10 protein-coding genes are annotated in these 14,156 nt (G+C 50.1%); all 10 read right to left on the bottom strand.

Annotated features, from left to right (window positions below; translation table 11 throughout):
• Positions 1-27 precede the first annotated feature (27 nt).
• A complete protein-coding gene (locus tag Enr17x_RS25415; RefSeq protein WP_145312618.1) occupies positions 28-1,410 on the bottom strand; it encodes a type IV pilus modification PilV family protein in 1,383 nt (460 codons plus the stop codon).
• Positions 1,407-2,756, bottom strand: a complete 1,350-nt coding sequence (locus tag Enr17x_RS25410) for a pilus assembly FimT family protein (RefSeq protein WP_198000795.1) — start codon at positions 2,754-2,756, stop codon at positions 1,407-1,409. The genes Enr17x_RS25415 and Enr17x_RS25410 overlap by 4 nt, the downstream gene beginning before the upstream one ends.
• A gap of 38 nt (positions 2,757-2,794) precedes the next feature.
• Positions 2,795-3,850 (bottom strand): type II secretion system protein, encoded by a 1,056-nt coding sequence (locus tag Enr17x_RS25405; RefSeq protein WP_145312614.1) that lies wholly within the window; start codon positions 3,848-3,850, stop codon positions 2,795-2,797.
• Positions 3,851-3,887: 37 nt separating this feature from the next.
• Complete coding sequence (locus Enr17x_RS25400) at positions 3,888-4,763, bottom strand: prepilin-type N-terminal cleavage/methylation domain-containing protein (protein ID WP_145312612.1); 876 nt, start codon at positions 4,761-4,763, stop codon at positions 3,888-3,890.
• A 239-nt stretch (positions 4,764-5,002) separates the two neighbouring features.
• Positions 5,003-6,268, bottom strand: coding sequence for a type II secretion system F family protein (locus Enr17x_RS25395; RefSeq protein ID WP_145312610.1), 1,266 nt, complete (start codon positions 6,266-6,268; stop codon positions 5,003-5,005).
• 67 nt (positions 6,269-6,335) lie between these two features.
• Positions 6,336-8,042 carry a GspE/PulE family protein gene (locus Enr17x_RS25390; protein WP_145312608.1) on the bottom strand — a complete coding sequence of 569 codons (1,707 nt, stop codon included), beginning with the start codon at positions 8,040-8,042 and terminating at the stop codon, positions 6,336-6,338.
• 176 nt (positions 8,043-8,218) lie between these two features.
• Positions 8,219-9,337 (bottom strand): type IV pilus twitching motility protein PilT, encoded by a 1,119-nt coding sequence (locus Enr17x_RS25385; RefSeq protein WP_145312606.1) that lies wholly within the window; start codon positions 9,335-9,337, stop codon positions 8,219-8,221.
• Positions 9,338-9,756: 419 nt separating this feature from the next.
• Positions 9,757-11,460 carry a GspE/PulE family protein gene (locus Enr17x_RS25380; RefSeq protein ID WP_145312604.1) on the bottom strand — a complete coding sequence of 568 codons (1,704 nt, stop codon included), beginning with the start codon at positions 11,458-11,460 and terminating at the stop codon, positions 9,757-9,759.
• Positions 11,461-11,862: 402 nt separating this feature from the next.
• Positions 11,863-13,038, bottom strand: a complete 1,176-nt coding sequence (locus Enr17x_RS25375; protein WP_145312603.1) for an aminotransferase class V-fold PLP-dependent enzyme — start codon at positions 13,036-13,038, stop codon at positions 11,863-11,865.
• Between the two features lie 36 nt (positions 13,039-13,074).
• Complete coding sequence (gene moaA, locus Enr17x_RS25370) at positions 13,075-14,076, bottom strand: GTP 3',8-cyclase MoaA (protein ID WP_145312601.1); 1,002 nt, start codon at positions 14,074-14,076, stop codon at positions 13,075-13,077.
• Positions 14,077-14,156 lie beyond the last annotated feature (80 nt).

Below are 14,156 nucleotides of genomic sequence, written 5' to 3'. Positions count from 1 at the left end.
TTCCGCTGCCTGGTTTGACGGATCTGTCTATGGTGTGGGGTCCAGTTTATTTCCTAAGGCGTAAACCTGAACCACATCGGAACGGACGATGACGCCATCCGCATTCGACGTCCCTCCACTTGAATTCCGAAGATCCTGTGCGATGGGCTGATCCAGTGTGACAGTTGCAAACGTCTTGCTGCTATCCTCAACGAACTTTCGTATGCGATACCAGCGCGCGTTCTTGGCATCAAAGATATAGCCTCCCCTCTTGAGTGCAGGCCTGAGATTATCGGCAGACAAATTGAGGGGCGCCCCTGTGATTTTGTTATTGTAATTAAGTACGAATTCACTATTCGGTTCATCATCCGAACCGGTCCAACCCAATTCGCCCGGATCATCTTTGGTTCCATCCTGGTTGTCATCGACGTCATGAACCCCAGGGGAACCGTCATCACCGGGATTATATTTCACAAAATTGTTGACGCTGTGTACAACTTCACTAAGCGGGGAAAAATCCCGTTTGAAAAAGACAACCACATCAACGGCGGCCACCCGGGTAGGCTGATGCCGCACAGAGAGCAAAAAGGAATAACGCTGTTCCTGAATTTCGAAACGGACTTTCGAGACAATGCCTGTGCCCACCGAATCGACATACCGTAAGTTATCAGGCAGGTCCACAAAGCCCTGCACGATTCCACTTGAAAGATCAGCCGGAGGAATGGCGCCTGTCAGTAGACGCACCTGTGATTCTTTACCGTCAGTGTCGAAGATCACGAGACGTGACAAGATACCACGAGGGTGACCAGAAGCTGCATTCTGGCTGATTTCGGTCAGTAGCTCGGTTGAGAGTTCATTAATAGGACTCCCTGGATCAAATGTGACCGAATCGAGAGTATTGCTGGTAGGCGTTCCTTCGAACTGGAGTTGCCAGCTATCCTGCTGTGAGAAGAATTTCGTTGCTAATTCTGGTTGGTCCGGACGAGGTGTCGAAGGCGGCATCGAAGTTGGTTCATTGGTAAAACCGGCAGCGTGTCGCTTAACACCAAACGCGCCCCCCTGGCCATCATTACCAAACCGTCCCTGGTAGGTGTTATTGTCTGCGAGAAAGTATCCGATTGGATCAATGACATACTTTCGGCTAGAATATCGGTGTTCGTTGCGATTCCCGTTATCGTCCGGATCATGCAGCAAACGATCCGGGAACGCATCGAGCATTGCTTCGGCGTTATAGCGTAAGATTGTCGCGTTCGTCAGCTGGGTGGCCTGCGCACTCCGTTTCACGGAGAGCGGGAAGAGCGTTGCCAGCGGAATGACTCCCAGCCCCATAATCATCACGGACATCAGGACTTCCATCAGGGTGACACCGCGACGGTTGCTGGTAGCGATATGGGCGCCGTGTTTACCGATTCTTCGATCAAGTGATCTCATTTGGCTGCCTCCCCGGTTTCCGCATAATAAAAGACATCTGGTGGAGTATTCGCTATGTCATCAAAGGCCATCGGGTATGCATTGATACTCCCAGTGCGTGTAAATATCGTCAACAGTGAAGGACTTGAATTTAAAAGGACTTCCCATTCGACCGAACCATCGGTCGTAAATATTGCCCCCGTTTCACGAGGGCCGTTAGCGGCTGTACTTGTAAATACTGAGGCACTGGGACCGCTGGTGCCTCCTTTCGTACAAATATAAGACCTGTCGTAAGGCATGTATTCATATGAGCCCCGTGGGGGAAGCTGTACCACAGCTCCTTCGGCATAGACCGTATCTCTCTGCCAGGAAGCTTGGATGTTTTCGAGCGTATCGATTAAAAAATGAATTTTACCACTGCTGGCTTCGCTACCCAGAACTGAACCTCGAGGTGAAAACATCAGGTCAAGCTGGCTGGAATAGATGCGGAAATCGTCCGTCCCCGGCCATAAGAGTTCAGCGACATCATCAGCGCCGCCACTGGAATTGTCGTCGATGCCTGCTTTTCCGGGCTGCATATCATCGCCCAGGTTAACGTGATTCAAGTTAACTGGGGGGCGCCAACTGGGGGGCAGAAGCGAACGATCCAGATCGATGCCCGCATTGTTGGGCAACAGTGTGGGTTCTTCACCTGAGAGTACCACCGGAGGTAGTTCCAGCAGATAAGTGGAAGGACCACTTCCGGGAGTGAAAGCGATAACTTCATCCGGCTCTGAAGTACCAGCGTCACGATAGGCTGTGGTCAACCGCAGCACTTCATCGTTATTGGGATCATAGGCCCCCGGTGGTGTACTGGGCTTGGAAATGGGGGAATTAGGCAAATCAATGGTATACCAGGAGCCACTATCATCTCCGGGAATTTTGATGCGCGTTCCATTTTTGATTTGTCCACGTTCATACAAAAATCTCCAGTCAGTTCCTCCCCCGCGCACATTCATGATGGTGTCAGGAACCCCGTCTAATGGAGTAATTCTATCAATGCGTTCCAGGCGAATGACTCCCTGAGTCCAGTCGGGACTGGGAGCGATATAGACCATACTGGTAACTGCGGTTGGGTTATTCGGATCAAGAATAAAACGGACGCCCCGGGGTTCTTTGGCGTAGATGGCCCGATCGCGGGCGCCTGCGAGATAGGATTGTACCTGACGTGAGGCGCTACGGGTTAAATCGGTGGAAATGGCAAAGTTGATCGAAGTGACCGTCATCACGACGAGGATCGCCAGGATCGAAATCACGACCAGAAGTTCCACAAGCGTAAAGCCGGACCGAGTACGGACACCGGATGACCCCGTGCAACGTGTTGGCAACAAATTGTCCTTATGAAAGGTGTGCATTAAGATTACCTTCATCCGGCTCGTTGATTGTGATTTGTGATATTGTCAAATACCCCTTCCACAACGGGGACGGCGACAGGTTGTGCCTGCACGCCATTATTCACTGTGTCGTAGGGTTCATACAGTCCCAGGATGCCATCTTCACCAGCGGAAACAATCAGGGGCAGCCAGTAAGTATTCATCACCCCGTATTCACAGGGAAAGACAGTGAGTGGGTCAGAGTCATAGTAATAAGCAGCAGTGTGATTAAATAAGTTGCCCACCAGACCGCTTGAGCGATCGTCCGCGTTCGCCAGCCGCCGCAATGGATCATCTGCGTCAATCGCAAGAGGGTCCTGTTCAACTAAACCACCAGCTGGTTGTGGTGGAAGACCACTGAAAAAGGGACTAGCCACATCGCGACGGATTCCACCTCCTGCTCCGTAAGGTCGAAACAGACGTGTCGGCCAACGATAAAAACGGAGCGGTCTTCCCCAGCCATCAACGAATTCATTGAGTCCGTCGTCATCAGTGTCTCTCACTTCAGATGCGGTAAAGGCGTCTTCGCCAACGGGGGCAATGCCGAGTCCGTCATATTGTGTCAGTATAAAATAAAGATACTCGGAGCTGATGCTGGCGCCGCCGTCAGAGCCTGTCAGGCCAGCGGCTGGACCCATCGCAGAATTGATTTCACGATTGTCTACCAGAATCTGCGGGAAGTTTTCCCGAAAGAGGTCCTTCTTAACTAAGATTTCCACGATTGGATCTGTCAGGGAGTAAAACTTTTTATTACCCAATTCTGAGACCAATTCTGCGCGTTTGCGACTTAACCGGGGGGCGATGGTCTTCTGAGATCGCTTGGATTGCATGAATTTCTGAAAGGACTGAATCCGCTGATTCAGCAGACCATTCACTTTGGTAATATTTGCCATCGTAGCTTTTTCGCGGGCTTTATTTCCGATATTACGCACCACGATCGTCGAGGTTGCAATCAAAAACAGCAGAATGCCAACCACCATCAACAGCTCGACGATTGTGAAACCGCCTCGCATGGTTTGAGAAGTTTGATTTGTTTGTAAACGACGCATAAGAAACCTGACTACTGAAAAACAAGGCCCGACTGAATTACTTAAGTGCTCCACTGGTAAAATTAGTGATGTTATCTGCTTCTACTGTGCGGCCAGCAGGAAAGTTCTTATCCGAGGAATAATTTCCCCCGGTTCCATACTGAGAGTCGGCACCTGGTGAAATAATCTGGTATGACTTGAGTTTAAAAGCAGGCCCAAGCGGATCGCCTGGTGTGCCCTGGTGATAGACATTCGTAACATTCACGCTTAATGCAGGAATGGATGGTAATTCAGTCGTACGATAACCACGTCCACCGTAACTGCTGATATACAAGTAGGGTAACTGCTGACTGGGGAATGTGTCCTTGTATTCAGCAGCCTCGTCTCCATCGATATCTGTGAAACGTGATGTGTCAAATTCAAAGTACGGTCCCTGACGATTGGTCCCACCGGAAGCGATTGAAAATGGATCGGCGGGGTTTTTTGAAAACCCGTTGGGAGCTACGCCGGTGGAATCCCAGACGCCACCCAGGAAAAACACCAGACACTCACCGGTGCTGAGCTCGAATGAATCGGTTTCATCACCGTCATTATTGATGTCTCGGTCGAGACCGAATTGAAACTGCGGCCACATTTTTCGAATCAACGCTTTGCTGTGCTGATCCCAGGTGGCAGTGCCTGCTTCATGCAAGATAATATAACTGGGGGGATCCATGCCGAAGTCTGCTTTGAACGAGGTGAGCGCTGATTCCAGGCTGGAAATTTCTGCTCGTACCTGGGATTGTTGTGCTCGGAGGCGGACGGCGCCGATGGCGGGGATCAGGAGGCCTAAGAGAATCAGGATGATCACAATTGCAATCATGAGTTCGATTAAGGTGAACGCATGCCTGTTTTGTTGTGACGTCGTTTGGGGTTGGAACGACCGACGTTTCATTGTTTACTCCTAACTCTTTTCAGAACAACAGTTTGATGGCGAAAACTCTGGTTGATTTGTGAGAGACGAAAATCAGTCGAGAGTTTCCTAATCCATAATTAAGGGCAAGTTTTGTGCCTTAAAAACAACAAAACACGTAAGGTATTTACTCAAAACAATTTATCGCTATTATGCTTTACGCAAATCAGAGTAATTTGTTGGAAAAAACTGTATTATTATGCAACACCTTCTCCAAAATACTACGAAAGGTCGTTGAGTAGTTTGATCAAAGGCATGAAGAGGGCAATCACGATGAAACCCACAATCAGACCAAGCACGATCACCATCAACGGTTCCAGCAAACTCACCAACGCATCCACGAGCACCGCAACTTCTTCGTCGTACACGTCGGCGACTTTATAGAGCATGTTATCGAGGGCACCGGTCTCTTCACCAACGTCCACCATGTTGACCACGATATCATCGACAATCCGTGCCTCGCGGAGTGGAACGGCCATCGTTTCCCCTTCGCGAATGGCGGCGTAAATTGTGTCGAATGCTTTCTGGAAAACCATGTTCCCCGCAGTATCGCGGGCGATGATGATGGCTTCCAGAATCGGCACCCCGGAGGAGATTAATGTCCCCAACGTTCGACAGGTTCGTGCCGTCACCGACTTACTGATGATCTTGCCTAATAACGGTATGCGCAGGGCAATCCAGTCGACGATGAACGCCCCCTTCTTATTCTTCTTGACAATTTTGATAAAGATCCAGAGTGCCAGGGGTATCGCCGGGAAGAGATAGAAGTAGGAGACGACGATATCACTCATGGACATCAGCAGCAGGGTGATCCCAGGCAGTTCGGTACCGAAATCGAGAAAGATCTTTTTGAACTTCGGAATGATCCAGTACATAATGAAACCGACGATCAAACTGGCAACGGTGATCACCGCGACCGGATAGATCATGGCCCCCTGCACTTTCTTTTTCAAACTCTGTGCACGCTCTTTGAATTCTGCCAGACGTTGCAGAATGATTTCGAGAGCACCGCCGGCCTCCCCTGCTTTCACCATGTTGACGTACAGGTTATCAAAGCACTTGGGCTGCTTGGCCATTGCTTCGGAGAGCGTGTTTCCGGATTCAATATCTTCAATCACGCCATCCAGCGAGGCTTTAAGCGGGCCGGGCTTGGCTTGGGCTTCCAGAATCCGCAGGCTTCTTAAGATCGGCAAGCCGGCGTCCTGCAGGGTGGAAAGCTGACGTGTGAAAGTGGTCAGTTGTTTGGAGCGAACGCCGCCGATGGAGAAGCCCCCTTTTTTGGCACCGCCACCTTTCTTGCCACCGCCGCCCCCTTTTTTGCCGGCTCCCTTCTTCTGTTTTTTTCCTCGACCTTTTTCGGCGATTTTCGTGACGAAAAAGCCCTTCTCCTTAATGAGTGTCTGGGCCTCTTCTTCAGAAGGAGCTTCGATGGTATCTTTTACCTCAAGTCCTGTATTATCCATTGCCTCATATTGATAAACCGGCATGGCGTTACTCCGTCAAAAGTCTTCTAAAAAAATGGTTTGTATTTTGCATCGGCCCTCGGGGCAGACATTACTCGATATCTTCCATCACAGTCTCGCGAACCACTTCGTCGATGGTTGTGACGCCGTCAAAAATCAGTTTCAGCCCGGCTTCGCGCAGAGTGGTCATTCCCTGGCTGCGGGCCATATTTCGAATATCATCAACGGATGCATCTTCCGTGATCAGGTCACGGATTTCATCGGTCACGTCCATCAATTCATACAGGCCGGTCCGGCCTTTGTAGCCTGAGTTATTACAGGTTGCACAGCCTTTTCCGTAGTAGAAACTGTATTGCCGTGCCTGTTCGATGGGCAGCTGCAGTTCGAGCAGCAGTTCATCACTGGGTTCAAATTCGGTGCGACATTCTTTGCAAATGGTACGCACCAGACGTTGTGCCTGGATTGCTTCCACGGTTGCGGTAATCAAGAACTTCGGGATATCCATATCGCGCAAACGTGTGATTGCCGAAGGCGCGTCGTTGGTATGGAGCGTGCTGAATACCAGGTGGCCGGTCAGCGCACTTTGAACGGCGATTTCGGCGGTTTCGAAGTCTCGAATTTCCCCGATCAGAATCTGGTCTGGGTCGTGTCGTAAGATGGCTCGCAAAACCGAAGCAAAGGTCACTTGAATGTCGGGGTTCACGGGAACCTGGATCAGACCATCGATGTCGTATTCGATCGGATCTTCGGTGGTAATGATTTTCTCTTCAATGACATTCAGCTCATTTAACGCGGAATAGAGGGTGGTGGTTTTACCACTTCCCGTAGGTCCGGTCACGAGTACGATGCCGTTAGGGCGATGGATCATTTCCCGGAAACGGGAGAGCGTGGTTGGGTCCATGCCGATTTTGTTGAGGTCCAACTGCACCACGGTTCGGTCCAGCACCCGCATAACGACGGCTTCACCAAACAGGGTTGGCAGCACACTCACACGCAAGTCGACCGGGTTGCCGCCGACGTTCAATTCAATACGACCGTCCTGAGGCAAGCGTCGTTCCGCGATGTCCAGGTCTGCCATAATTTTGACACGCGATACGATGGCGTTGGCCAGGTGGCGTGGAGGAGGTACCATTTCGTAGAGCACGCCGTCGGCACGCACACGGATTTTGAATTCATCTTCGAAGGGTTCGAGGTGGATGTCGCTCGCCTGGTCTTTAATGGCCAGCAACATCACCATATTCAGCAATTTTCGAATCGGGGCTGCATCGGCCACTTCTTCTGAGGATGAGAGGTCGTAAACATTCTTGCCTTTCTCTTCACCCAGTTCATCTTCTATGGCGCCGATCACATCTTCGATGCTGTCCTGATGCTCGGAGTAGTGCCGTGCGATTGCTTCTTCAACATCTTTCAGGTTCGAAACCGCGCCCCGGACGTCGTACCCCAGAAAGTTTCTGAGGTCATCCAGTGCCGCCACGTTTTGCGGATCGGCCATCGCGACGGTCAGCACGTCATCTTTTAAAGAGACTGGCATGATTTTGTAAATCGATGCCATGGTTTCAGGTACGAGTTCCAGAACTTTCGGCGGAATGTTAGTTTCATCCAGTTCAACAACGGGCATGCCCCATTGTTCGGCCAGGGCTTGTGTGACCTGTTCTTCGGTGACCAGTCCCATGCGAATGGCAACCTGACCGATGACTTCACCGGGACTCTGTTTCTGTTCTTCCAGAATGTCCCACAACTGATCTTCCGAGATATAACCCAGATCGACCATGATTTGACCAAGGCGTCTTGCTGCCATGTATGCCTACCTTTGACTAACTCTAAATTTCATTCTGAGATGAACTAACTGGCTTCCGTTCCCTGAATTCCGGCTCCCTGATTTCAAGCACATATGCCGAAACAGACACAACTTCTGTTTCCGTTTTCCTGAGTTTTAAATGGCTTTCATCCAACCCTCAAAGTGTCTCATGTGGACTAGTCTTCGTAATCTTCATCATCCTCGTCCTCATCATCTTCGAGCAATCCTTTCTTTGCCATCGCGATCTTGGCTTTCAATTCGCCCGGATTGTTCGAACGCATCACAACATCTTTTTCTTCACACAGACCATCGCGCCAGAGGTTAAACAAGGCGTCGTCCAGCAATTGCATGCCATACTTTCGCCCGGTCTGAATACTGGAGTTAATACGATAGGTTTTGGCTTCACGAATCAGGTTCGCAATCGCCGGCGTGACGACCAGCATTTCATAAGCGGCAACCAGCCCTTTTGGTTTTTTGGGCATCAATGCCTGGCTGAGAATGCCGATAATGGATGACGACAGCTGAGTTCGAATCTGGTCCTGCTGGCTGGTGGGGAACACGTCGATAATTCGGTCTACCGTTCCCTGAGCCCCTGTTGTATGCAGTGTTCCAAAAACGATGTGCCCGGTTTCCGCTGCGGTAATGGCGGCAGAAATTGTTTCCAGGTCTCGCATTTCCCCCACCAGAATCACATCGGGATCCTGTCGCAGGGCACGTCTCAGTGCTTCCGGGAATGTAGGAACGTCGACGCCAATTTCGCGCTGGTTAATCGTCGATTTTTTATGCTCGTGGTAATATTCAATCGGATCTTCCATCGTGATGATGTGGTGATCCATCGTATCATTCATATGATTGATCATACTGGCCAGACTGGTGGTCTTTCCACTACCTGTCGGGCCTGTGACCAGGAACAAGCCTCGGGGGCGTTCCAGCAAATCCGCAATGACGGTTGGCAGTCCCAGTTGTTCAAAGGTCAAAAACTCGTTTGGAATTCGCCGTAACACCATGCCGATGTGGCCGCGTTGTTTGAATACGGACACACGGAAGCGTGCTTTATCGCCAAAGGCAAATCCGAAGTCGGTTCCCCCTACTTCCTGCAATTCCTGCTGGTTTCGTTCCGGCGTAATACTTTTCATTAACGCCACGGTGTCATCGGGGCCCAGGCTCTTTGTTTCGAGGCGGACCATATGCCCACCGACTCGAACAACGGGCGGCTGCCCTGTGGTGATGTGTAAGTCGCTCACTTTTTCTTTAACGACCGTCTCCAGTAATTTGTCAATCTGAACTGTTGCCATCCAAAGTACTTTCTGAAAACTCTTTGATTGAAAAGTGAGCGATCACCGCTAATAAATCACTGGTACCGAAGCCAGTCACGAAGGCGTTGATCGTTGTTTGATTTGAGTAGTCTCTCTTTCAGAACGATCATCTGCTTGTGAATCAATTTCGTGAATAACTCGAGTGAATCAGGGACAAGGTGAAACGCGAATCAATTAAACGATATTAGATAAGAATATTAAGAAATGTATTAATGAAACTGGCCGCAAATTCGCGACAGCTAACTAATTATCCGGTATACCATTCCAAAACTCAACAAAAGCCCTGAAATAGATCAAACTCATTCGTTGCTTGCATTAGGCGCTGAAAATTGAGATTCAAGTAATCTATGCTCTCTGCGACTCAAATTGAGTACGTGTTTGTGTCTTTCGTTCTTGTCTTACTGGCCCTCTAAACCTTTCGCTAATTTTAAGGCTTCCGAGAGGGTTGTAATCCCCTCGAGTGCTTTGTCGGCTGCGTCTTCTGCCAGTGATTTCATACCGAACAAACGAGCCTGTCTTCGAATATTTTGGGCGGCTTCACTTCGGAAAGTCATTTCACGTATAGCCGAATTCATCATCATCAGCTCAAACACCGCTTTACGCCCTTTGTATCCGGTGTGTGAACATGTGTTGCATCCCTTGCCTCGGTGATGAATTGCGTTTTCCAGTTGACTCGGTGTGAATCCCAGGTACTCCAGCTCACCCGGATCAGGGACATACGTTTCGACACATTTACCACAAACAACCCGCACGAGACGCTGTGCCATGACGGCCATTACGCTGGATGCGACGAGGAACGGTTGTACTCCCATGTCGATCAGTCGTGTAATAGAACCGGGCGCATCGTTCGTATGCAGGGTACTGAATACCAAGTGTCCTGTCAAAGATGCTTGGATTGCCATCTCGGCAGTTTCTTTATCGCGAATTTCTCCCACGAGAATCACATTGGGTGCCTGCCGCAACATCGCACGAATAATTCGGGAGAAATCGAGGCCGATGTTGTGCTTCACTTCGACCTGATTGATGCCGGGCAGATAGTATTCAACCGGGTCTTCCGCGGTGATAATTTTTCGATCCGGGCGGTTCAGCTCTCCCAAGGCACTGTACAAAGTTGTCGTCTTTCCACTTCCCGTCGGTCCGGTCACCAGGAAAATCCCGTTAGGTCTGCGGATGATGGTCTGGAAACGGCGGTAGTTTTCTTCGGAGAATCCGAGGTTTCGGATCCCCACTTTGATGTTATCACGGTCGAGAATACGCATGACGACCGCCTGACCATGGTTGGTGGGAAGAATACTCACACGCAAGTCGAAGTCTTTCCCTCCAAACGAGGTCTTGATTCGACCGTCCTGAGGGCGGCGTTTTTCGGCGATATCCATCGAAGCCATAATTTTGAAACGTGAGACCAGCGCCATCAATAAACGCCGAGGCGGACTGTCGCGTTCAATTAAAACGCCGTCAATTCGATAACGGATTCGAATACGGTCTTCGAACGGTTCTACGTGGATATCACTGGCCCGCATATTCACGGCTTCGCTGATGATCAGATTCGCCAGCTTGATCACCGGGGCGCTCTCATCTTCTTCGGCAACGGTATTGGTTGTTGCCAATTCTGTTGCGGTAATGTCGATTTGAGTTTCGGTAAACTCTTTGAGCATCGTATCTACGGACTCAGTTTCACTTTGCCCATAATGCCGGTTGATCGCTGCCTGAATGGATTCAATGGGGGCCATCACCACATCAATGTCGCGATTGATAATAAACCGCAGCTTATCCAAAACCTCATATTTCATAGGGTCATGCAGGGCGATTTGCAGGGAATCTCCTTTCATTCCCACGGGAATCACGGTATTTTCCCGAGCCATCGATTCGGGAACCAGTTCAATGACAGATTGGGGGATCTCAAGAGAGTCAAGTTCGACGAAATCATATCCATACATGGAGGCCTGAGCCTGAGCGATGACTTCCGCGCTGACATACCCCAGTTTGACGAGTGCTTCGCCAGGAGAAATTCCCATGGAACTGGCCAGACTCGAGGCTTCATCGATCTGAGCGGGGCCCAGAAACCCATCATCTACTAACTGTTGCATCCAATCGTCGGCCATTCAATTTCTCCACGGAATAGAATCAGTTTTCTCCAGCAAGTATCCTTTTTTCCCATATCAAAGGCAGGGATTCAATACTCCGGTTCCAACTGGTTTATGAAAAATATATGAACTGAAGGCTGGTTTCCGCCTGTCAGTCAGCGCATCCTGCTTGTGAAAATATTCATTATCCCCGTCTCAACTCAGTTGACTGTTCTCTGGTATTTCAATGATCCGTTGGGAATAAGGACTTAAGAAATGTTGCGCAAGAATTGCCTATTTTCAATTTTGAGGTAGATCTGGCAGAGTGTCAAGGATGTAAATCGCTATACAAAAAATACTTGTGATAGTTTTCTGTTCCTGACTTGCCCATCAACGATTTTATCGGGTAGGACCTGTTGTCATTTGAAATCAGGGTCTGTTTCAAAAACGAAACGAATCCGCCAATTCATGCATGGCGGAAATAGTGGTTTCAATTTGTGCCATAGTTGTAAAAGGTCCGGGGCTGAGCCGTAATGTTCCCCCGGCATCCCGTGATTGAATTGCGCGATGAATGCGTGGAGCACAATGTAAGCCCGCTCTGGTTTGAATGCCAAAGTTTTCGTCCAGTATTGACGCAAGTACCTGGGGTTCCACCATTTGATTCACCAGACTGATCACGCCAACACGCCCTTCCTGTTGGGAAGGGCCGGGCAGTTCAAAGCCGGACAGTCCTTGCAAGCCTTCGATCAGATGTGCCGTTAACTGCTGCTCGTGCTGGCGGAGTTGTGCGATGCCCTGGTCCCGTACATATTCCAGTGATGCACGCAAACCGACCAGGCCGGGGGCATTATGATTTCCTGATTCAAACTTGTCCGGCAGCGTCTCGGGCTGTGTCTCTTCCTCACTGCGGGTTCCGGTCCCCCCTTGTCTGAAGCTGGCTACCTGATCTGCCAGTTCCGCGCGAAGATAAATCAATCCTGTGCCTAAAGGACCGAGTAATCCTTTGTGGCCGGGACAGGCCAGAAAATCAACGGGCATCTGCGACACATTGATTGGTAGATGACCGGCGGTCTGTGCTGCGTCGACGAGAAATAACACGCCTGCGTTTCGCGCGATCTCGCCGACTTCGTTCACCGGTTGAATACTGCCTGTGACATTGGACGCATGATTGAGAATGATCAACCGCGTCTTCTCTCGAATCGCATCACGAAATGCGGCGGGATCTACGACTCCCGATTCGTTAGCGGGGATATACGTTGTTTCCAGTCCCCAGCGTTCCTTGAGTGTCTGCAGCGGTCTGAGAACGGAATTATGTTCCACGTCTGAGGTCACCACATGATCGCCGGGTTTCAACACGCCATGAATGATTGTATTCAGGCTATCCGTTCCGTTAAAGGTAAAGGCAATTTCTTCCGGTCGGCCTGCTCCCAGGAGTGTGGCTGCCAGATTGCGGCACTGATCAATGGATGATTGCAACTCGATGGACTTGCGATAGGCACCACGGCCGATGGGCGCGCCCACGTGCCGATTGTAATGATCGATGGCAGTATAGACGGACTCTGGTTTCGGAAAACTGGTGGCTGCGTTATCCAGATAAATCAAAGGCTGCTCATTCATTTCGTTCAACGTTACCAGACTCGGAGAGTATCAGACTCAGCCGCCAATTGAGTACATCGGGCGATCCGGCTGAATGAAACGCGCGGTATTGATTTCGTGGCCCTCTTTTTTGGCAGCGATGCTGTTGCGCACCGCTTCCAAAATCTGTTCATCGGGGGCATTGGTATGGAAGAGTTCGCGAATATTTGTCTCATCCAGACTGAATAAGCAGTTGCGTAGTTTGCCGTCGGCGGTCAAGCGAAACCGGTTGCAACTCATGCAGAAGGGGGCACTGATTGAGGAAATGAAGCCAATCCGACCGATGCCATCTTCGAAGACAAAATTGGTCGCCGGCGCATTCTTGTCATGCTGTTCCTCTGGTACGAGAGGCATTATCCCCTGCGAGATGATTTCCTGAATCTCGTGGGCGAACAATACTTTTTCGCGTTCCCACTGATTATCTGCATCGAGGGGCATGAATTCGATGAATCGAATTTCGGCACCCGTTTCGCGTGCCAGTCGCCCGAAGGGAATGATTTCCTCTTCGGTCAGGTTTCGAATGGAAACCGCGTTGATTTTCACCGGATCAAAGCCGGCGGCGTGGGCTGATTTAATTCCTTCCCTCACTTTTTCATAATCATCGCGGCGAGTGATCTCTTTAAATTTCTCTGCGTTCAATGCATCCAGGCTGATATTAATGCGTCGCAGGCCGGCATCGTACAGTTGTTGTGCGTATTGCGGCAGTAGAATGCCGTTGGTGGTGATGCCGATATCCTTGATCCCGGGAATTGCGGCCAGCATTTTTACCAGTTCGGGAACATCTTTCCTGACGAGTGGCTCGCCGCCGGTCAACCGGATTTTGTTGACGCCCAGAGGGACGACCAGACGGACAAAGCGGACGATCTCTTCGAACGACATGATTTTGCTGCGATGCACAAACTGCACGTCTTCGGAAGGCATGCAATAGAAGCAGCGAATATTACACCGATCGGTGACGCTGATTCTCAGGTTATTATGCACGCGTCCGAATGAATCGATTAGTTGATTCTGGTTTTCCATTAATGCCTCTCAGTAAACGCTGTCTTGACGTCTTTTCGCCTGAACGACTCTCACTTGCTTCAATTATAGACAGGGCGCGG

The organism is Gimesia fumaroli (genome assembly GCF_007754425.1).
GTDB classification, from domain to species: domain Bacteria; phylum Planctomycetota; class Planctomycetia; order Planctomycetales; family Planctomycetaceae; genus Gimesia; species Gimesia fumaroli.
The sequence above is the reverse complement of the archived record's forward strand: the minus strand, read 5'-3'. Positions and strand labels throughout refer to the sequence as shown.